At 65.2% G+C, this 20,000-nt stretch carries 19 protein-coding genes and 2 tRNA genes; 8 read left to right on the top strand and 13 right to left on the bottom strand.

All coding sequences use genetic code 11. The annotated features are described in order from the left end of the window. Nucleotides 1-5 precede the first annotated feature (5 nt). The 3 genes from V6Z91_RS17175 to V6Z91_RS17165 all read right to left on the bottom strand — a co-directional run bounded on the left by V6Z91_RS17175 (nucleotide 6) and on the right by V6Z91_RS17165 (nucleotide 2,111). Nucleotides 6-1,019, bottom strand: a complete 1,014-nt coding sequence (locus V6Z91_RS17175; RefSeq protein ID WP_338758914.1) for a FecR domain-containing protein — start codon at nucleotides 1,017-1,019, stop codon at nucleotides 6-8. Further along, nucleotides 1,006-1,590: an RNA polymerase sigma factor gene (locus tag V6Z91_RS17170; RefSeq protein WP_338758912.1), complete on the bottom strand. Its 585-nt coding sequence runs from the start codon at nucleotides 1,588-1,590 to the stop codon at nucleotides 1,006-1,008. Before V6Z91_RS17170 ends, V6Z91_RS17175 begins: the two co-directional genes overlap by 14 nt. Nucleotides 1,591-1,670: 80 nt before the next feature. Next, complete coding sequence (locus V6Z91_RS17165) at nucleotides 1,671-2,111, bottom strand: FKBP-type peptidyl-prolyl cis-trans isomerase (RefSeq protein ID WP_338758910.1); 441 nt, start codon at nucleotides 2,109-2,111, stop codon at nucleotides 1,671-1,673. Between the two features lie 244 nt (nucleotides 2,112-2,355). Between V6Z91_RS17165 and V6Z91_RS17160 the strand changes: the two genes are divergently transcribed. The 4 genes from V6Z91_RS17160 (at nucleotide 2,356) to V6Z91_RS17145 (ending at nucleotide 7,091) form a co-directional block, all read left to right on the top strand. Further along, the gene (locus V6Z91_RS17160) at nucleotides 2,356-4,359 is read left to right on the top strand and encodes an AsmA family protein (RefSeq protein ID WP_338758908.1); all 2,004 of its coding nucleotides are present in this window, start codon (nucleotides 2,356-2,358) and stop codon (nucleotides 4,357-4,359) included. A gap of 292 nt (nucleotides 4,360-4,651) precedes the next feature. Beyond that, the gene (locus V6Z91_RS17155; protein ID WP_338758906.1) at nucleotides 4,652-5,512 is read left to right on the top strand and encodes a PEPxxWA-CTERM sorting domain-containing protein; all 861 of its coding nucleotides are present in this window, start codon (nucleotides 4,652-4,654) and stop codon (nucleotides 5,510-5,512) included. 207 nt (nucleotides 5,513-5,719) lie between these two features. Continuing rightward, entirely contained in the window at nucleotides 5,720-6,274 is a 555-nt protein-coding gene (locus V6Z91_RS17150) for a type II secretion system protein (RefSeq protein WP_338758905.1), read from the top strand. 160 nt (nucleotides 6,275-6,434) lie between these two features. Beyond that, nucleotides 6,435-7,091 carry a hypothetical protein gene (locus V6Z91_RS17145; RefSeq protein ID WP_338758904.1) on the top strand — a complete coding sequence of 219 codons (657 nt, stop codon included), beginning with the start codon at nucleotides 6,435-6,437 and terminating at the stop codon, nucleotides 7,089-7,091. Nucleotides 7,092-7,104: 13 nt separating this feature from the next. On the opposite strand, the gene V6Z91_RS17140 is transcribed toward V6Z91_RS17145, so the two are convergent. Both V6Z91_RS17140 and V6Z91_RS17135 read right to left on the bottom strand, forming a co-directional pair. Beyond that, the gene (locus V6Z91_RS17140; RefSeq protein WP_338771909.1) at nucleotides 7,105-7,896 is read right to left on the bottom strand and encodes a glucose 1-dehydrogenase; all 792 of its coding nucleotides are present in this window, start codon (nucleotides 7,894-7,896) and stop codon (nucleotides 7,105-7,107) included. Between the two features lie 140 nt (nucleotides 7,897-8,036). Further along, complete coding sequence (locus V6Z91_RS17135) at nucleotides 8,037-8,948, bottom strand: LysR family transcriptional regulator (RefSeq protein WP_338758903.1); 912 nt, start codon at nucleotides 8,946-8,948, stop codon at nucleotides 8,037-8,039. A 120-nt stretch (nucleotides 8,949-9,068) separates the two neighbouring features. On the opposite strand from V6Z91_RS17135, the gene V6Z91_RS17130 reads away from it, so the two are divergent. After that, nucleotides 9,069-10,235, top strand: coding sequence for a mandelate racemase/muconate lactonizing enzyme family protein (locus tag V6Z91_RS17130; RefSeq protein ID WP_338758902.1), 1,167 nt, complete (start codon nucleotides 9,069-9,071; stop codon nucleotides 10,233-10,235). A gap of 54 nt (nucleotides 10,236-10,289) precedes the next feature. On the opposite strand, the gene V6Z91_RS17125 is transcribed toward V6Z91_RS17130, so the two are convergent. After that, nucleotides 10,290-10,529 (bottom strand): hypothetical protein, encoded by a 240-nt coding sequence (locus V6Z91_RS17125; RefSeq protein WP_338758901.1) that lies wholly within the window; start codon nucleotides 10,527-10,529, stop codon nucleotides 10,290-10,292. Between the two features lie 442 nt (nucleotides 10,530-10,971). Here V6Z91_RS17125 and V6Z91_RS17120 point away from each other — a divergent pair, with 442 nt between their 5' ends. Beyond that, complete coding sequence (locus tag V6Z91_RS17120; RefSeq protein ID WP_338758900.1) at nucleotides 10,972-11,187, top strand: hypothetical protein; 216 nt, start codon at nucleotides 10,972-10,974, stop codon at nucleotides 11,185-11,187. An 877-nt stretch (nucleotides 11,188-12,064) separates the two neighbouring features. On the opposite strand, the gene V6Z91_RS17115 is transcribed toward V6Z91_RS17120, so the two are convergent. The 6 genes from V6Z91_RS17115 to V6Z91_RS17090 form a co-directional block, all read right to left on the bottom strand. Further along, a tRNA-Ser gene (locus V6Z91_RS17115) sits at nucleotides 12,065-12,154 on the bottom strand. 753 nt (nucleotides 12,155-12,907) lie between these two features. Continuing rightward, nucleotides 12,908-12,997 (bottom strand) — tRNA-Ser (locus V6Z91_RS17110). A gap of 90 nt (nucleotides 12,998-13,087) precedes the next feature. Then, nucleotides 13,088-14,377 (bottom strand): serine--tRNA ligase, encoded by a 1,290-nt coding sequence (serS, locus tag V6Z91_RS17105; protein ID WP_338758899.1) that lies wholly within the window; start codon nucleotides 14,375-14,377, stop codon nucleotides 13,088-13,090. Between the two features lie 104 nt (nucleotides 14,378-14,481). After that, a complete protein-coding gene (locus V6Z91_RS17100) occupies nucleotides 14,482-14,682 on the bottom strand; it encodes a hypothetical protein (protein ID WP_338758898.1) in 201 nt (66 codons plus the stop codon). Between the two features lie 279 nt (nucleotides 14,683-14,961). Further along, a complete protein-coding gene (locus V6Z91_RS17095) occupies nucleotides 14,962-15,258 on the bottom strand; it encodes a YciI-like protein (RefSeq protein WP_338758896.1) in 297 nt (98 codons plus the stop codon). Continuing rightward, nucleotides 15,236-16,057 carry an alpha/beta hydrolase gene (locus V6Z91_RS17090; protein ID WP_338758894.1) on the bottom strand — a complete coding sequence of 274 codons (822 nt, stop codon included), beginning with the start codon at nucleotides 16,055-16,057 and terminating at the stop codon, nucleotides 15,236-15,238. The genes V6Z91_RS17095 and V6Z91_RS17090 overlap by 23 nt, the downstream gene beginning before the upstream one ends. 173 nt (nucleotides 16,058-16,230) lie before the next feature. Between V6Z91_RS17090 and V6Z91_RS17085 the strand changes: the two genes are divergently transcribed. Beyond that, nucleotides 16,231-17,307: a PEP-CTERM sorting domain-containing protein gene (locus V6Z91_RS17085; protein WP_338758892.1), complete on the top strand. Its 1,077-nt coding sequence runs from the start codon at nucleotides 16,231-16,233 to the stop codon at nucleotides 17,305-17,307. 259 nt (nucleotides 17,308-17,566) lie between these two features. Then, nucleotides 17,567-18,679, top strand: coding sequence for a PEP-CTERM sorting domain-containing protein (locus V6Z91_RS17080; RefSeq protein WP_338758890.1), 1,113 nt, complete (start codon nucleotides 17,567-17,569; stop codon nucleotides 18,677-18,679). A gap of 7 nt (nucleotides 18,680-18,686) precedes the next feature. On the opposite strand, the gene V6Z91_RS17075 is transcribed toward V6Z91_RS17080, so the two are convergent. Next, nucleotides 18,687-19,994, bottom strand: coding sequence for a replication-associated recombination protein A (locus V6Z91_RS17075; RefSeq protein ID WP_338758889.1), 1,308 nt, complete (start codon nucleotides 19,992-19,994; stop codon nucleotides 18,687-18,689). Between the last annotated feature and the right edge of the window lie 6 nt (nucleotides 19,995-20,000).

Below are 20,000 nucleotides of genomic sequence, written 5' to 3'. Positions count from 1 at the left end.
GCTGTCTAGTTCTTCTGTTTGCCAGCTTCCTTATTGTTACCCGGTTCGGCCGCGCCGTCGAGCAGGCGCACATCGCCAAGGATAATTTTCTCGTGCGTGATCGATACCGGCACGCGCAGGTAGGCGGCCACGTCGCGGGCAAACAGTTCCGGATCGTCGACCTTGTAGCGGCCGACCAGGGTGCGGCCCGCCAGGGCACTGTCGGCGACGACGATCGGCTTGCGGCTGTAGCGGTTGAATTCGGCCACGGCCGTCGTCAGCGTCTGGTTGCGAAAGACCATCTTGCCGTCGCGCCAGGCCAGCTTGCGCGCGACCTCCTCCGGCTCGCGCGCCACGGTCATCTGGCCGGCGCGTGCCGGTACCCGCGCGCTGTCGCCGGCCGCCAGCACGACCTTGGCCGCGCCTTCGCCGTCCTGCCGCCAGGCTTCGACCACGCCTTCGGTGACGAGGATGTCCGCGCCGTCCGGCCGCCGGGCCACGCTGAACGATGTGCCCACGGCGCGCGCCCGCGCATTCCCCGCCGCGACGACGAAGGGGCGCGACTTGTCCTTGGCCACGTCGAACCATGCCTCGCCGCGCACCAGCTCCACGTGCCGCTCCCCTTCCGTGAGCGTGACGATGATCTGGCTGCCGCTGTTGATGTGGGCCACCGAGTGATCGCCCAGCGGCACCCTGCGGAATTCCCCGGTGACCGTGGCATAGGTCACGGGGCGCGGCTGCGCCATGAACATGCCGGCCCCCACCGCCACGGCCAGGCTGGCCGCCATGGCGCCATACCACAGCGCGGCGCGCCGGCCGGGCCGCCGCGGCGCCGCGGCATGGTCGTTCGCGGCCGGCGCGGCCTCGCCGGCGACAGCATCCTCAAGCGCGGCGTGGATCGCCAGCGCGCGCAGGTAGGCGCCCTGGTGCCGCACGTCCGAGCCGCGCCAGGCGTCCAGCGCCGCGCGCTCGCCCTCGTCCAATGGGCCATTCTTCTCGCGCACGACCCAGCGGTTGGCTTGCTGTTCAATTGTCGACATGTCTGTTCATTGGGCGTCTTGTGGGTTTCGTTTCCTGGGCGGGCGGCTGTGCCTTGTCCGGCGTGGCGCCCGCGATCATGCCCGACATCAGGTCCATTGCCCGGATCGTTTCGTACTCGACGATGCTCACCGTGATGCCCAGCGATTCCGACGTTTCCTTCTGCGACAGGCCGTGCAGCCGGCGCGCGCGGAACACCTTGCGGCAGCGCTCGGGCAGGCGGGCCGCCAGCCGCAGCACCCAATCGAGCTCCGCCCGCGCCGCCACCACCCGCTCGGGCGTGGGCCCGCCATCCTCCACGCCCAGCTCCTCCAGGCTCGCCATCGCCTGGATGCTGACGATCGCTTCGCGACGCAGCTTGTCCATGACGATGTTCTTCGCCGTCTGCACGAGGAAGGCGCGCGGCTCGCGGATGTGCTCCAGGCTCCCGGCCTGCAGCACCCGGCAATACGTTTCCTGGATCACGTCATCGACTTCCGCCGGGCTCTGGCAGATGCGCGCGAGCTGGTTGCGCAACTTCGCCTCGAACGGCAGGAAATGCAGTTTCAGCCAGGTGACAGCATCGTTGTCCATGGTTTTGTCTTTTTGGGTCTCCCGCCACTATGACGAACGGGAGCGGGAAATCCTCGGCAGGATCGCGATTATTTTTGCGCTCAGCGCACGTCCAGCAATTCCACCTCGAAGATCAGGTTGGCGTTCGGCGGGATCGGGCCGGCGCCGCCTTCGCCATAGCCCATGTCGGGCGGCAGGATCAGCGTGCGCTTGCCGCCCACCTTCATGCCCTGCACGCCTTCGTCCCAACCCTTGATGACCTGGCCGGCGCCGATTTGGAAGCTGAACGGGTCGCGCCCGCGCGAGGAATCGAATTGGGAGCCGTGCTGGTCCGCTGCCTTCGGCTCGTACAGCCAGCCCGTGTAGTGGACGACGGCGGTGGCGCCCGCCGTGGCTTCCTTGCCGGTGCCGGCGACGGTATCGATCTTCTGGAACGGCGCGGGCGCGGCGGCGACGGCCGGAGGCGCCTTGGCGCGGTCGCAGGCGGACAGGGCCAGGGTGAGGGACAGGCCGAGGATGCAGGAGGAAATCAACTGTTTCATATTGTTCTTTCGAATAGGTTGCGGATGCCGCCGCAGCATACAGCGCAATGCGCCCGCCGCCAACCGCTGCCAACCGCTGCCAGCCGCTGCCATTTGCCGCTCGCGCCCAATGAGGGCGCACGGTTGCGTGGCTAACAAACGCCCGGCCCGAATGGGGGTAACGTTATGTTTCCTGGCGCACGAAGCGTTTGCCGGCAGCATATTCGCGGCAAACGGCCGCGTCATCCATCCGTGGGGCAATGCCATGACGAAAATAAAATCCAGGGCCCTCAGGATTGGCGCCGTGATCCTCGCGGCGATCCTGGGTCTGATGATCCTGTTCGCGCTGTTCGACTGGAACATGCTGCGACCGTATATCAACCGCAAGGTGTCGGAAACGACGGGCCGCGAATTCGCCATCCAGGGCGACCTGGACGTGAAGTTCCACCGTGGCCTCGATACCGAGAAAGGCTGGCGCCGCTATGTGCCGCGGCCGTACGTCAGCGCCGAGAACATCCGCATGGGCAATCCGGCCTGGAGTACCGTGGGCAAGGACATGGCCACGGCGCGGCGGGTCGACATGGGCTTCCGCATTCTGCCGCTGCTGTCCAAGGACTTCATCATCACCGACCTGCGCCTGGACGCGCCCAGCGCGGCACTGCAGCGCCGCAAGGATGGCAGCAATTCCTGGACGCTCAAGGATAACGGCCCTTCCGAATGGAACGTGGACATCCAGCGCCTGGCGTTCTCGAGCGCCTCGCTGCGCTACCTGGATGAAGCGATCAACATGGACCTGCGGGCGGACGCGAAATCGCTGGCCAACGCCCAGCCCTACGGCTTGGCATTCACGCTGGGCGGCAGGTACCGGCAGGCGCCCATCACGGGCGGCGGCAAGGCGGGCGCCGTGCTGACGCTCACCGATCCCGACACGACGTTCCCGGTCGAGGCCAATGCCGACCTGGGCGGCAACAAGGTCAGCGTGAAGGGCACGCTGAGCGATCCGAAGTCGCTGTCCGGCCTGGACCTGCGGCTGAAGCTGGGCGGCCCCAGCATGGCCGAGCTGTATCCGCTTACCGGTGTGCTGCTGCCGGAGACGCCGCCCTACGAAACGCATGGCCGGCTGATCGGCAAGAAGAACGACGCCGACGCCTGGACCTTCACCTACGAGAAATTCAGCGGCAAGGTGGGCGCCAGCGATATCGCCGGCACGCTCGCCTATTCGCAGCGCAAGCCGCGCCCGCTGCTGCGCGGCGAGCTCACGTCGCAACAGCTGCGCCTGGCGGACCTGGGCCCGTCGGTCGGCGCCGACACGGGCGCAGGCACGAAACAGGCCGGCACCGTGAAGTCGCCACCGGCCGGCAAGGCCCTCCCCGTCAACGAATTCAAGACGGAAAAATGGGACGCGCTGGACGCCGACGTGAAGTTCACCGGCAAGCGTATCGTGCGAACCAACGACATTCCGCTGCAAGACCTGGTGGCCAACATCCACATGAAGGACAAGGTGCTCAAGCTGACGCCGCTGAACTTCGGCATGGCCGGCGGGCGGATCACGTCCAATATCTCGCTCGACGGCCGCGACAAGACGATCGACGCGCAAGCCCGCCTGGCGGCGCGGCACCTGAAGATCAACCGCCTGTTCCCGAAACTGGAATCGATGCGCGGCAGCTTCGGCGAGATCAATGGCGATGCGGCGCTGGCCGGCAAGGGCAACACGGTCGCTTCCATGCTGGCCACGTCCAATGGCGAACTCAATGCCGTGGTCACGGAAGGCTCGGTCAGCCAGTTCATGCTGGAACTGGCGGGCCTGAACGTGGCCAATGCCATCTTCGTGAAGGTCTTCGGCGACAAGCAGATCCAGATGAATTGCCTGGCCGCCGAGGCGGCGGTGCACAATGGCCGCGCCAACGTGCAGCGCTTCGTGCTCGACACGGACGAAGCGGTGGTCGACGTGACCGGCTACGTGGACCTGGCCCAGGAACAGCTCAACCTCGACGTGCGGCCCAAGACCAAGGGCACGCGCATCTTCTCGCTGCGCACGCCGCTGTACGCCAAGGGCACGTTCGCCAATCCCGACGTGGGGCCGTACAAGGGCCCGCTGGCCATGAAGGCCGGCGCCGCCGTGGCCCTCGCGACAGTGTCGCCGCTGGCCGCCGTGCTGCCGCTGGTGAACGTGACGAAGGTGCCTGATACGGATTGCGCCGCCGCCATCAGGGAAGCGGAGAAGAAGCCGCAGATGCGCGAGGCCCCGAAGGCCGACGCAAGGAAATAGGCGACCGCCGCGGGCAGCCGTCGGTGGCCTGGACGGCCGGCGGGGTGGCGTCGCCGGTCCGTCCGCACGCAGTGCCGCGCCCGCATGTCCGGCATTCCCCCCCCTCCGCCGTCGCCGGTCTCTCCCTCGAACTGTCGCCTTTTGCGCGACCGTGCAACGTAAGTTGCATTTTCATAATTTACAAATTGCAATTTGTGTTCTCTTATGTAACCATGTCGAGGTAGTACGCGGGCCCGAACCGTCGCGTGTTCGAAGCCGGGAAATCATTATTTACCTTCTTCAGGGTTCAACCATGCACAAGTTCCTGCGCGCCGCGCTCGGCACCTGCCTGCTGGGCGGCGCCCAAGCGGCCCTCGCCGATGTCACCGTCGCCGGTTCCTACGTCAAGTTCGGCGTCAACGACAGCGGTTCGCTGATCGACTTCGGCACGCGCACGGGCATCCAGTTCGACCCGACCGGTTCGGGCAACTTCAGCGCCAGCTTCGACATGCTCATGCCGGGCAACCCGTTTGCTTTCAATACGATCGGCGTGAACGGCAACTACGATACCGCTGGCGCCGGATCGCGTTACAACGCTTTCGGCAGCACGACCGGCATCCTCGCCGCGGGAACGGGCACGGTCGAGATCGCCTCCAGCGGCTCTTACCAGGGCCTGGCGATCCGCCAGCTCATCAGCTTTGACCTGTCGTCGAGCGTGATCCACACGAGCGTGCTGCTCACCAATATCAGTGGCCAGGTACTGGATGATGTCAGCTACGCCGTGGGCCTCGACGCCGATCCGGACTACCGCTACGGCTACAGCCATGACAGCGTGAACACGATCCTCGGCCAGGGCAAGGGCGCGTCCGTGCGTTCCTCGGGCACCGACCTTGCCGTTACGCTACGCAATACGGGCAACCGGGATGCGACCGCCAGCGTGAGCAATTTCGAAACGAATCCCTACGTGCTGTCGGGCGATACCGAGGCCCGGGGCAATGGCGATTTCACGATCGCGCTCGGCTACGCCTTCGGCACGCTGGCCCCCTGGGAACAACGTGCGATCGGCTTCGATTACGTGCTGACCCCGACCGCACCCGTACCGGAACCGACCAACTGGGCAATGCTGCTGGCAGGCCTGGGCCTGCTGGGCGCTGCCGCGCGCCGCCGCGGCTGACCGGTGGGCACCGAGGCCTGCAACGACTGGCTTCCCGCGCGCGATGCCTCTTACCTTTGCCGCCAGCGGCACGGCCGCCATCGCCGGAAAACCCGTTGTTGCAGCAATGCATCACATCCACTGCTTTGACGCGGAAGCGATTGTTGGTTGCAGGCAAATTCACTACAGTGACAGACTCGGCCTTCCTGTCTCGTTCACCTGCCATTCATGATCATCTCGACCACCTGCACAGGCAGGCATCCGCTTCCGGCTTCCGGCCCCGCTCGCGCGGGCAAGCAGGAGGGTTTCACGCTGATCGAGCTTATCGCGGTCATCGTCGTCCTGGGCCTCCTTGCGGCCGTCGCGCTGCCGCGCTTTGCCGGCTTCCAGAAGGACGCGCGCATCGCGGCGTTGAATGGTGCCCGCGGCGCGCTCGAAGCCACTGCGACGATGGTCCACGGCCAGGCGCTTATCGACCCGTCGGCCGTCAACATCACCAATGAGGAGATAGTGGTGACGCTCGTGTCAGGCTACCCGTCCGCCGCCGGCAACGGCAACATGGCCGCTGCCGCCGGCCTTGTCGCCGACTACGTCATCCGCTACGGCTCCGCCACGGCGACGGCCACCCAGCCCGCACTGCCCGTCAACTCCTTCGCGGCAATTCCGCGCGGCGTCGCCAACACCCCGGCGGCGCTGGCTTGCTACACGCTGTACGTCGGCGCCAGCGGCTCCGGCAACGCCATCACGCCTCCTTCGGTCACGGTGGTTTCGGATAGCTGCTGACCGCGCCTTCCTGTAGAGATCATCACGCCGCAAAGGTTGCCAATTACGCATGTAATTGATAAACTGACAATTCTGCGCGACTCTTCCCTGATCGGCCGTCGCCATTGCAGGCGGCGGAGTCGCGTGCTTCGAACAGATTGATCACTTCAGGAGCTACCCCTTGTTTTCTCGCCTATTTCCCCTGATCGCGGCGCTTGCGCTGGCAGGGTGCGGTTCCGGCCCGGCCAGGCTGCCCATCGATGACCTTGCCGCGTCCGACAAAGCGCGGGTCGAGGACGTTCGCCCCGGCACCGAGGCCACGGGAGAGACGTTCAGCCGCATTACCACGAGCGAGCGCTTCGGCTATGCGCGCATCGCCGAAGACGTTACCGTTCCCAGCGGAGCCAGGCTGTTCGCACACCGCTGGCAGGAGAAGCATGGCGCCGACGGGGCATCCGTCCGGCTGCATCATTTCGTGGTCTATACGAACCGGCGCCACGAGTTCAAGCGCCATGCGGCCGCCGGAGGCTTCGGGGGTGCGGTAGGTTCCATCATTGCGAACGCCACCTTCAAGCGCGAAGGCGACGCGATCCACACCTTGGCCGACCCTGCCCGCTTCGCCGCCGAATCCGGCGACAACGAATACAGGCGCGCCATCTACACCGATCCGGAGATCCCGGCGGGCACGTCGGTGTGGGTCATCTACATCGACAGCGAATCGCAGCAGAAACGCCGCTTCACGCGAACCGTCTGGCCGATCAAGGATCACAAACCCGGCGAGAAGATTCCCCTGCACCAGGCGATGGAAGCGGCCATCCGCTTCAACCTGGAGCAATAGTGGGGTTTCAGGGCTAGATCACCGGCACCCCGCCCGTCACCGCGATGCGCGCGCCGGAAATATAGCTGCCGTCATTTGACGCCAGCAGCACATAGGTCGGTGCCAGCTCGGCCGGTTGGCCGGGCCGCTTCATCGGCACCTGCTGGCCAAAGCTTTCCACCTGCTCGGGCGGCATCGTGGCGGGGATCAGCGGGGTCCAGATCGGCCCAGGCGCCACCGAGTTCACGCGAATGCCCTTCTCCGCCAGCAGTTGCGCCAGGCCGCCGCTGAAGTTGACGATGGCCCCTTTCGTTGCCGAGTAGGCGAGCAGCTTCGGCTTGGGCGTATCCGAATTGACCGATGCCGTGTTGATGATGGAGGAGCCGGGCCGCATGTGCGGCACGGCCGCTTTGCACAGGTGGAACATGGCCGTGATATTGGTCTGGAAGGTGTAGTCCCACTCCTCGTCCGGAATCTCGTCCAGCGAATCGCGCGTCATCTGGAAAGCGGCATTGTTGACCAGCACGTCGACGCGGCCGAATTCTTCCACGGCCCTGGCGATGATGGCGCGGCAGTGCGCCGGATCGCTGATGTCGCCGCGCACCAGCACGGCCTTGCGGCCCGCTTCCTCGACCCATTTCGCCGTCTCGCGGGCGTCATCGTCTTCGTTCAGGTAGGAGATCAGCACGTCCGCTCCTTCGCGGGCGAAGGCGATCGCCACCGCGCGGCCGATGCCGCTGTCGGCGCCCGTGATCACGGTGGCCTTGTCCTGCAACTTGCCGTTGCCTCGGTAGCTCGTTTCGCCGTGGTCGGCGGCGGGCCGCATTGCGGCCTCGGAGCCGGGTGGGGTTTGCTGTTGGGGTGGCTGTGACATGGTTTGCTCCTTGTGTTGGTTGCACACGAAGGGCCTTACTATAGGGACCTGCCAGAGATGCGGAGCACGCTTGAGGAGAGGAAACGCCCGCGCTAGCCGTGCCGTTGCCTTGCACCCTTGAAGTGGTCGGCAAGGAAGTCGATGAATGCCCTGGCCCGAACAGGCTGGTTGCGCCGGCTGGGGTAATACACGAACAGGTCGGCCGCGGGCAGCCTGAACTCGGGCAGCACGACACGCAGCCGCCCGCTGTCGAGGTACTTGGCCAGATCCCATTCCGACCGGATCAGGATGCCGTGCCCGTCCAGCGCCCAGCCCAGCACGATGTCGCCATCGTTGCTCGACAGCGCTCCGTGCACCTTCACCGCTTCGCTGTGGTCGCGGTGCATGAAGCGCCAGATCCCGTACGCATCGTCGTTCTGCCGGTGGATGATGCAACGGTGGCTGGCCAGGTCGGCCAGCGTGGCCGGCGTGCCGTGCCGCTCTAGGTAGCCCGGTGAGGCGCACAGGAAGCGCCGGTTCGACAGGATGCGCCGCGCATTGAGCCGTTTGTCCGGCAGCTCGCCGAAGCGGATCGCCAGGTCGAAGCCGCTTTCCACGAGGTCGACGGGGCGGTCCGTGACCTCGACCTGCACTTCCACGTCCGGATAGCGCTGGGCGAATTGCGAAACCAGCGGCGCGATCACGGTGCGGCCGAATCCCAGCGTGGCATTCACGCGCAGCAGCCCGCGCGGCGTGGCCCTTCCCTGCGATACCACGTCTTCCATCTCGCGCACGTCGGCCAGGATGCGCGTGGCATGGCGCAGGTACGTCTCTCCCTCGCTGGTGAGACTGAGGCTGCGCGTAGTACGGTTCACCAGCCGCACGCCCAGCCGGGCTTCCAGCGCTGCCAGGCGCTTGGTGGCCGCGGGCGGCGTCAAGTCGATGGCGCGCGCCGCGGCCGCCAGGCTGCCCAGCCGCGCGACCAGCACGAAGAACTGCATATCGGAAGTGCCATCGTTCTTCACCGCGATTATTCACCTGCATTCATTAATCAATTGACTTCCGGAGAATTATAGGCCCGCTGGCTGCGCTTAACCTACGGCTTTCGATACCGCCGCGAACACACGCGCCATACAGGAGACCCCATGAGAATCGTAGAAATCCGCGAACAGACCCTCCCGATCAGCTCGCCGATCCGCAATGCCTACATCGACTTCAGCAAGATGACGCTGAGCCTCGTGGCGGTGATCACGGACGTGATCCGCGACGGCAAACCGGTCGTGGGCTACGGCTTCAACTCCAACGGCCGCTATGGCCAGGGCACGCTGATGCGCGAGCGCTTCATCCCGCGCATCCTCGAAGCCGATCCAGCCTCGCTAGTCGACGATGCCGGCACCAACCTCGATCCGCACAAGATCTGGAACTGCATGTTCACCAACGAGAAGCCGGGCGGCCACGGCGAGCGCTCGGTGGCGATCGGCACGATCGACATGGCCGTGTGGGACGCGGTGGCCAAGATCGAAGGCAAGCCGCTGTTCCAGCTGCTGGCCGACCGCTACGGCAACGGCATGGCCGATCGCAAGATATTCGTCTACGCCGCAGGCGGCTACTACTACCCCGGCCAGGACCATGAAAAGCTGAAGGACGAGATGCGCAGCTACATCGACCGCGGCTACACGGTGGTGAAGAAGAAGATCGGCGGCGCGTCGCTGGACGAAGACCTGCGCCGCATCGATTCGATCCTTTCCGTGCTGGGCGACGGCCAGAAGCTGGCGGTGGACGCCAACGGCCGCTTCGACCTCGACACCGCGGTGAGCTATGCGAAAGCCCTGTCGCAGTACGACCTGTTCTGGTACGAGGAAGCCGGCGATCCGCTGGACTTCGAACTGCAGGCCACGCTGCGCAATTACTACAGGAACCCGATGGCCACCGGCGAAAACCTGTTCTCGATGCAGGATGCGCGCAACCTGATCCGCTACGGCGGCATGCGCGCCGACCGCGACTGGCTGCAGTTCGACTGCGCCCTGTCCTATGGCCTGGTGGAATACCTGCGCACGCTGGACATGCTGCGCGAGCACGGCTGGTCGCCCAAGCGCTGCATTCCGCATGGCGGGCACCAGATGTCGCTGAACATCGCCGCCGGCCTGGGCCTAGGCGGCAACGAATCCTACCCGGACTTGTTCCAGCCGTTCGGTGGGTTCCCCGACGGGGTGATTGTCGAGAATGGGTACATCACCATGCCGGACTTGCCGGGCATCGGTTTCGAAGGCAAGAGCGACCTGTATAGCGTGATGCGGGAGCTGGCCGGCTGAAGCATTCCACATGGACGCCCGACTGGCTGAGAAGCGAGCGTAGAAGCGAGCGCGTCAGGGAGCGGCATGCATGCTCAACCACGCCAGCGCGGCAGCTTCAGCCTCCTGGTAAGCCTGCTTGCGCGTGAAGGCGAGATGCGCGTCCGCCGGTGTCGTTCCGCCGCTGAGGTCGAGCCATGCAACCCGCTGTTCGTCGTCCAGGCTGGCCCACCATGCCGCGACAACGGCTGCGCTGGCGGCCGGCGCCGGGAAGACACCGCCCCCTACTTCCTGGCCGTCCTCCTGCAAGCGCAAGCGCCACCCTCCACCGAAGCTTGCCGGACGTTCCGTGATTTCATAGGTATATCGCATCGATGTCAGTGGATTCTGGCGCGGCGCATTGGCATTTGCAGGAACCGGGCGTAACCGAGCGGGCGGAAAAGCCCTGCCACGAGCGCACCCAAGGGACTCGTCGACGCGAACAAATTGTGTTCAATGGGCCAATGCATTGGAATGACTGTTGGTTAAAACCGCATCTCAGCAATTCGTATGCCAGCGCATTCCTGCGAGTGTTTTCACTGCGGACGTTCGAGCGAAGGCACAGGATGGTGTAAAGACTTTCGACACGGATTCCGGGGCACAGGCGGCTCGTCCGGAAAGCTGCCCTTGCTGATTGCAGCAACGGGGCCGTCGGCCTTTCATGCCTTGACACAGCATTGCATGTAGACTGTCTCTTCCACTGCTCGGAGGCCACTACATGAACAAGATCGTTCCGGTGCTGATCCTGGTTATCGTCGTCACCATGTGGTTCCTGTGGCCCATCAACGCTCCAACCAGTCACTCGGCAGAAAGAGGCCCCGTACCGGCCATCGCTGCCAGCGGCGCGACCGCCGTTATGTCATCGAGTAGTCCCATCATTCAAAGGCACGAGCATGGCCAGCCTGCCGGCAATGGGCCGCGTACGTCTGAATGACGCACCGTGGCGATTCGGAGAGCCCCGCGCTGGCAAGCGCGGGTCTTCGAATCCCACCCTCTTCCGTCCTCGTGGCCAGCTCGCCGAAAGATGACGCACACGCCGCGCGCCCTCGGCGCGCGAGGCTGGCGCAAGGCGCCAGCAAAGTGGCGATTCGGAGAGCCCAGGCCAAAGGCCTGGGCGCCCGACAGGGCCAGATCTTCGAATCCCGCCCTCTTCCGTCCTCGTGGCCAGCTCGCCGAAAGATGACGCATACGTCGCGCGCCCTCGGCGCGCGAGGCTGGCGCAAGGCGCCAGCAAAATGGCGATTCGGAGAGCCCAGGCCAAAGGCCTGGGCGCCCGACAGGGCCAGATCTTCGAATCCCACCCTCTTCCGTCCTCGTGGCCAGCTCGTCGAAAGATGACGCATACGTCGCGCGCCCTCGGCGCGCGAGGCTGGCGTGGAGCGCCAGCAAAGTGGCGATTCGGAGAGCCCAGGCCAAAGGCCTGGGCGCCCGACAGGGCCAGATCTTCGAATCCCACCCTCTTCCGTCCTCGTGGCCAGCTCGTCGAAAGATGACGCACACGTCGCGCGCCCTCGGCGCGCGAGGCTGGCGCGGAGCGCCAGCAAAGTGGCGATTCGGAGAGCCCAGGCCAAAGGCCTGGGCGCCCGACAGGGCCAGATCTTCGAATCCCGCCCTCTTCCGTCCTCGTGGCCAGCTCGTCGAACGATGACGCACACGTCGCGCGCCCTCGGCGCGCGAGGCTGGCGCGGAGCGCCAGCAAAGTGGCGATTCGGAGAGCCCAGGCCCGGTAGGGCCTGGTCTTCGAATCCCACCCTCTTCCGTCCGAACAAATAAAAACGGGCTCCCGCAGGGGAGCCCGTTTTTATTTGTTCTGGCGGAGAGGGTGGGATTCGAACCCACGGATGGGTTGCCCCATCGCTTGATTTCGAGTCAAGTACATTCGACCACTCTGCCACCTCTCCTTCTCGCGTTGCGCTGAACTGCTTGCAACTCAAGAGGCACGGATTCTATAGCAATGGGTGTTGCTCGTCAATTCTTTGAGGTGAATCGGGGGGCGGATGGCGGCGGGAGGACCGGATGCGTATGCGTGTGGGAGCGATGGGAGCGGAGCGGGGGGAGCGCGGGAGCGCGGGAGCGCGGGAGCGCGGGAGCGCGGGAGCGCGGGAGCGCGGGAGCGCGGGAGCGCGGGAGCGCGGGAGCGCGGGAGCGCGGGAGCGCGGGAGCGCGGGAGCGCGGGAGCGCGGGAGCGCGGGAGCGCGGGAGCGCGGGAGCGCGGGAGCGCGGGAGCGCGGGAGCGCGGGAGCGCGGGAGCGCGGGAGCGCGGGAGCGCGGGAGCGCGGGAGCGCGGGAGCGCGGGAGCGCGGGAGCGCGGGAGCGCGGGAGCGCGGGAGCGCGGGAGCGCGGGAGCGCGGGAGCGCAAGAGCGTTGGAAGCGCCGGGAGCGGAGCGGAGGCGTAGAGCCTAGTCAGGGGGAGGACGCCAGCGCGAAGCGCTGGCGGCGCCGCGCGGGCGCGGCAAAGTGCCGTCCTCGTGGCGAGCTCGCCGAAAGATGACGCAGGCGCCGCGCGCCCTCGGCGCGCGAAGCCGCAGCGAAGCTGCGGCAAAGTGGCGATTCGGAGAGCCCCGCGCTGGTAAGCGCGAGTCTTCGAATCCCACCCTCTGCCGTCCGAACAAATAAAAACGGGCTCCCGCAGGGGAGCCCGTTTTTATTTGTTCTGGCGGAGAGGGTGGGATTCGAACCCACGGATGGGTTGCCCCATCGCTTGATTTCGAGTCAAGTACATTCGACCACTCTGCCACCTCTCCTTTCTCACATCGCTGCGAGAAGGCAAGATTATAGCAGCCCGCAAGCAAAATGGAAGGGCTATCTGCAAAAGCCCTTCACAGGAAGCATGATCAAGCCTTCAGGTGCGTCTGGCCGCCCATGTACGGGCGCAGCACTTCGGGGATTTCCACGCTGCCGTCGGCCTGCTGGTAGTTTTCCAGCACGGCCACCAAGGTGCGGCCCACGGCCAGGCCGGAGCCGTTCAGCGTGTGCAGCAGCTCGGGCTTGCCCTGCGCGTTGCGGAAGCGGGCCTGCATGCGGCGGGCCTGGAAGGCTTCGCAGTTCGACAGCGACGAGATTTCGCGATAGGTGTTCTGCGCCGGCAGCCACACTTCGAGGTCGAAGGTCTTGGCGGCAGCGAAGCCCATGTCGCCGGTGCACAGCGACAGCACGCGGTACGGCAGGCCCAGCGCCTGCAGTATCGTTTCGGCGTGGCCCACCATCTCGTCCAGCACTTCGTACGATTTTTCCGGGTGGACGATCTGCACCATCTCGACCTTGTCGAACTGGTGCTGGCGGATCATGCCGCGCGTGTCGCGGCCGTAGCTGCCCGCTTCGGAGCGGAAGCATGGCGTGTGCGCCGTGAGCTTGATCGGCAGCGCGTCCGCGGGAACGATCTCGTCGCGCACGGTGTTCGTCAGCGTCACTTCGGAAGTCGGGATCAGGTAGAAGGTCTCGCCCTCACCTTCGATACCGCCCTTCTTCACCGAGAACAGGTCGGCTTCGAACTTCGGCAGCTGGCCGGTGCCATACAGCGAATCCGGGTTGACCATGTACGGCGTGTAGCACTCGGTGTAGCCGTGCTTGTCCACGTGCGTATCGAGCATGAACTGGGCGAGCGCGCGGTGCAGGCGCGCGATGCCGCCCTTCATCAGCGAGAAGCGCGAGCCGGTCAGCTTGGTGGCGGTGTCGAAGTCCAGGCCGAGCCCGGCGCCGACATCCACGTGGTCCTTCACTTCGAAGTCGAAGGTGCGCGGCGTGCCGACCTTGCGCACTTCCACGTTGGCCGATTCGTCGGTGCCCACGGGGACGGATTCATGCGGCAGGTTCGGAACCGCTTGCAAGAAGGCCTGGAGCTTTTGCTGCAAGGCTGCCAGTGCGACTTCGTTGTTCTTCAGCTCGTCGCCGATGCCGGCCACTTCCGCCATCACGGCGGACGTGTCTTCTCCCTTGCCTTTCAACATGCCGATCTGCTTGGACAGCGAATTGCGCTTGCCCTGCAATTCCTCGGTACGCGTCTGGATCGCCTTGCGCTCGGATTCGAGGGCGGTGAATCCGGCAACGTCCAGCTGGAACTTGCGGGTCGCCAGGCGGGCGGCCACGGTGTCGATGTCTTTACGGAGAAGTTGGATGTCAATCATGGAAGAATTGCCGCGAATGTCGAAACCGCAATTGTACCAAGTCGATGCCACTTCCCTGGAGTTTTGCGCCCTCCCCGGCGTGCGGCCCTGCCGGGCCGGCCGGGTTACATCAGCTCGGCCTTTTCGGCAGGGCTCAGGCGCTTGGCGCTGACGGTGACGACGGGCATCTTCACGTCCGGATGAATGAACAGCGGACGGTCGGCGGCAACGAGCAGCGGTTGCGGTTCGCTCGTGGCGACGGCGGCGGTCACGCCGATCGCGGCGGCGGCAAAGAAGATGGCTTCCATGTGTTTCAGTACGTTCATGATGGGCTCCGATGGGTGTCGTGGTTACAGGTCGTCCCGGGATGTTTGCACTGTACCTAAAGGCGTTCCGCGTCTCCACGGGCGTGCGACGAAGCGCGCAAAACGCGCAATGAGCTGCGTGAAAACAGCGCCGGATATCGCTTGACCAGGATCACAGCTTAGGCTGCTTGGAGCCCCGATGATTGCGCGCGCGCAAAGGCGCGACTGAGAAAAATCAGATGGGGATTACTGCTGGGGAACTAACCGGACGGCAAACGTTTTCACCGTCCGAACGAAGTATCAGCGCACTGGCGAGCTGGCCAACTCGCCGACAACGGTGTGCCATTTGCGCACGGTCCACCGCTTGACGAGGCCGTGCTTCACATACGGGTCGGCGGCCGCGAAACTTTCCGCGATGGCCGGGCTGTCGATAGTGAAGACGAGCTGGGCGACATCGGGCGGATCGCCGGCCGCGCCGGCCAGCAGCAGCTCACCGCGCTCGACGGCATTCCATGCCAGCTTCAGGTGCTCGTCGCGAAATTCGGCACGGCGTTCCAGATAGCCGTCGGCCAGTTCATAAGTCAGCAGGTAGTGCATCGATGCTTTCCATTGAGGTGGATGGCCCGAGCCATTCGAGCACGAGCCGGTTGAAGGATTCCGGTTGGCGCAGCATGGGCCAATGGTCGGTGTCCATGGCCACGACCTTGCTGCCGGGTTTCGCCTGGAGCTCGGCCAGCCACGCGGACGAGTGGAACATGACCGGCTTGCGCGTACCATAGATGAACAGCATGGGACACGTGGGGCGGAACGGCTTCACGCCCTTGTACTTGCCTGTCCAGGTCGAATAGTACGGGTAATTCTTCTCGACGGTGAGCGCATCGGGCCGCACCGGCACCTTTGCCATTTTCGCGAACGAACGCGTCATCGATTCGCCGATGCCGCCGCCGATCTTCCATGCCGCCGCCAGCCAGAGCTGGTAGCTCACGATGGCGAGCTTGCCCTTCAGTCCGATCTCGTCCAGGTGCGCCTTCGAGCCGCCGTCGCCAATGTCGACGCCGATGATGCGCGCCACGCGCTCGGGATGCCGGATGGCGAACTGGTAGCCGAACAGGCAGCCCCAGTCGTGCACGAGCAAGGTTACGGGCTTGTCGGGGCTGACTTCGCGGACGACCTGTTCGCACAGGCCGATGAGGTCATCGAGCGGATATTCCTTGCGGGATGCGCCGGTTTCGAAGCCGGGCCAGGTGAAGCGTACGCATCGGAAATATGGGGAAAAGGCGGCGACCTGGGGTTCCCACATGGCCGCGGTGTCGGGCCAGCCGTGGAGCATGAGGATGGTGGCGGGGCCAGTGCCGTCGATGCGGACTTCCACCCCGGCGATATGCTGCACGCTCATGTAACTCCTTGTTGGTATGCGATCGCCAGCAATATAGCATGCGCCCACCACCGCCCGGCCACGGCGGCGGAAGTGGCTGGCGGTTCGATAGTTAATGTCAAAATTGCATCAATTTCAAAGTGTCTATACGATAGCGCATCGCCGAATGGTCGGCTTTCCTGGAGAAGAATGCTATGCGCGCTTTGTCTGCCACCTTCCTGAGCGTCCCCTTGCTGGCGGCGCTGTACGGTTCGACCGCAATGGCCGCCGAGGCCCCGCGTTATACGGTCGTCGTGCTTCCTGGTGAGGATGGAACGGCCACTGCCATCAACAATAGTGGCGTCGCGACACAAGTCATCGGATACGTTCTCGGGCAACGCCGGGCGGCCTACACGGATGGCTCGTCGCAGAGCTTCATCCCCACGCTCGGCGGGACCGAGAACGTGGCGAGCGACATCAATTCGGCTAACCAGATCGTGGGGGCTTCGCGGCTTGCCGACAACACCACGACGCACGCGTATGTCTACCGCAATGGCACCGTGAAAGACCTGGGCACGCTCGGCGGCGACTACAGCTCGGCGCAGTACATCAACGACGCGGGCACCATCGTCGGCACGTCCAGGCTCGCGAATGGCGACGCGCACGCGTTCATCTATACGGAGAACAGTGGCATGGTCGATATCGGCACGTTCGGCGGCGCGGGCAGCTATGTGTCGGATATCGACGCGTCGGGAAGGGTGCTGGGCGCGGCCCAGACGGCCAGCGGAGAGTGGCGCAACTTCCTTTACGAAAATGGCACGATGACCGCGCTGGACTTGCCGCTCGGCCTGTCCGTGAGCGGGTTCATGCCTGGCGGCGGCTATTACGGCAGCAAGGCCACCAGTGATTTCGGTGGCGGCTACTCCTATGTGATCAAGGATGGCGTGATTTCCTATCCCTTCGGCCTGGGCTCGGTGCAGGCCGTGAATGCCGGCGGCTACGCCGTGGGCATGGATGCCGAGCTGACCCTCTTCGGTCGGCTGACGACGCCGGAGGGCGGTCCGTACTCCCTGGACGACCTGGTCGACGAACCGGGCTGGAGCGATTTCTTCACGATCGATGGCATCAACGATGCGGGCCAGATCATCGGCACCGGGTGCCGTGTCGATATTGGGTGCACGTCGATCCGGCTCGACCCGCTCAGCCCGGTGCCCGAACCAGCCGCGTACGCGATGCTCGGTGCCGGCCTCGCGATGCTCGCCTGGACGCGCCGCCGCAAGCAGCGCGCCTGACGAGGTCCATTCTTTCCCGGCCTGCCGGTCGAGCTCCCTCAACCACGCTGCCTTCCCGGCCGGCTTGAACCCCGCGCGGTACCCGGCGGTACCTGCGCGGCGCTTTTCCTCATGGCTTCGCAGCAACGAAGCGCGCAACCTGGCCGCGGCCGGCTTGACGGTGCGCCGCGACCGGCACGATCGCGCAGGGCCATTGTGTCCTCGACGACTGGCAAACCGCAAGTTAATATCAAAATTGCATCTTTTTTCCGGCCGACATATGATCCAGACCATGCCGGGTTGGCCGGCTCATACTCATGGGGAAGATATGCGTTTTGTGACCGTGTTCTGTTCCGCGATGCTGCTGGCCGGCTCGGCGGTGGCTGCGACGCCGCCAAAATTCAATGTCGTCATCCTGCCGGTCCAGGAGGGAACGGGCGGGATCAACGACCGTGGCCAGATCCTCCAGTGGCACTACGTCGGTCTGGGGCGGCAGGCCGCGATCCTGACCGGTAACCAGCAGACCGTGCTCGGCACGCTTGGCGGCCGGGACAGCAGTGGCTTCGACATCAACAACCTGGGACAAGTCGTCGGCACTTCCACGAACGCGAGCGAAGAGACGCGCGCGTTCTTGTACAGCAACGGCACGATGCGGGACTTGGGCTCATTCGGCGGCAACTACACGTCTGCCCACAGGATCACCGACAACGGTACCGTGCTCGGCTACTCGAGGACGGCAAGCGGCGCATCGCATGGCTTCATCTGGACAGAAAGCGGCGGCCTGGTCGATGTCGGCACGCTTGGCGGCCGGGACAGTTCCGTTTCAGACATCGATGCGAACGGCCGCGTGCTCGGCCGCTCTCAGGATGCGACTGGCACCTGGTACAACTTCATCTACGAGAACGGGGTGATGACGAAGCTGGAAACGCCGTCCAACCGGCCGGTCTACAGTTTCGAGCCGGACGGCGGATATTCCGGCGGCTACTCGACCAACGATTTCGGCGGCGCCGTCAGCTATCACATCAAGGATGGTGTCGTCAGCTACCCTTACGATCTCGGCTACATCGCCGGCATCGACTATGCGCGCGGCTACGCCATGGGCGGCGACACCTGGAGCAGCAACACGGGGCGCCTGGCCTTGCTCAACGGCGAAACCTACGGCCTGGACGAAATCGCGTCCGAGGATGGCTGGCAAGTCCTGTATTCGGTCGACGGCATGAATTCGCTCGGCCAGTTCGTTGGCATGGGCTGCCGCGCAGACAGCGACGAGTGCTTCGACGTGCGCCTCGATCCGCTCAGCCCGGTGCCCGAGCCCGCCACATATGCGATGCTGGGCGCCGGCCTCGCGATGGTCGGCTGGGCCCGCCGCCGCAAGGGGCGCGCCCAGGACTGACGGGCGGTTACTCCTCCCCCGCCTGCCGATCCAGCTCCCTCAACCACGCCAGCTTCTCGGCAATCTTGCTCTCCACCCCGCGCGGTACCGGCTGGTACCAGCGCGGCTCTGGCATGCCGTCCGGCAGGTAGGTTTCGCCGGCGGCATAGGCATTCGGCTCGTCATGCGCATAGCGATACTCGTGCCCGTACCCCAGCTCCTTCATCAGCTTCGTCGGCGCATTGCGCAGGTGGACAGGCACTTCGCGCGACTTGTCCTTCTTCACGAACGCCATCGCCGCATTGAAGGCGTTGTAGCCGGCGTTCGACTTGGCCGCGATGGCGAGATAGACGACGGCCTGCCCCAGCGCCAGCTCGCCCTCGGGTGAGCCCAGCCGCTCGTAGGTCTCGGCGGCGTCGTTCACGATCGTCAGCGCGCGCGGATCGGCCAGGCCGATGTCTTCCCACGCCATGCGGATGATGCGGCGCGCCAGGTAGCGCGGATCGGCGCCGCCGTCGATCATGCGGCAGAACCAGTACAGCGCCGCGTCCGGATGCGAACCGCGCACGGACTTGTGCAGCGCCGAGATCTGGTCGTAGAAGTTGTCGCCGCCCTTGTCGAAGCGGCGGGCATTCAACGTCATCGCGTTCTCGACGAACTTCGCGTCGATGTGCGTGATGCGCGCCGAACGGGCCGCCGTGTCGGCCTGTTCGAGCAGGTTCAGGAAGCGGCGCGCATCGCCATCGGCGAAGCCGACCAGCGTGTCGATCGCCACGTCGTCGAACGTGAGGCCGGACAGCGCCGATGCGCGTGCCTTTTCCAGCAGCTGGCGCATCTCCGCGTCGGTCAACGACTTGAGCACGTAGACCTGGGCGCGCGACAGCAGTGCCGAGTTGACTTCGAAGCTGGGATTTTCCGTCGTGGCGCCGATGAACGTGACCAGGCCCGATTCCACGAACGGCAGCAACGCATCCTGCTGCGCCTTGTTGAAGCGGTGGATCTCGTCCACGAACAGGATCGTGTGGCGGCCGAACTGGTCCAGGTTCTGCTGCGCCTGTTCCATCGCGGCGCGGATATCCTTCACGCCCGCGAACACGGCGGAGAGCGCGATGAACGCCGAGTCGAAGGCATTGGCCGTGAGTCGTGCCAGCGTGGTCTTGCCGACGCCGGGCGGGCCCCACAGGATCATCGAGTGCGGCTTGCCGGCCTGGAAGGCCAGGCGCAGCGGCTTGCCTTCGCCGAGCAGGTGCTGCTGGCCGATCACTTCGTCCAGCGTCTTGGGGCGCAGCGCCTCGGCCAGCGGTTGGCGCGGCTCGGCGGAAAAGAGATCGGCCATGAGTGC

Origin of the sequence: Massilia sp. METH4 (assembly GCF_037094685.1) — a bacterium.
In the GTDB taxonomy this organism is placed as follows: Bacteria; Pseudomonadota; Gammaproteobacteria; order Burkholderiales; family Burkholderiaceae_D; genus Rugamonas.
Note: the sequence above shows the minus strand (reverse complement) of the source record. Positions and strands in the feature narration are given on the sequence as shown.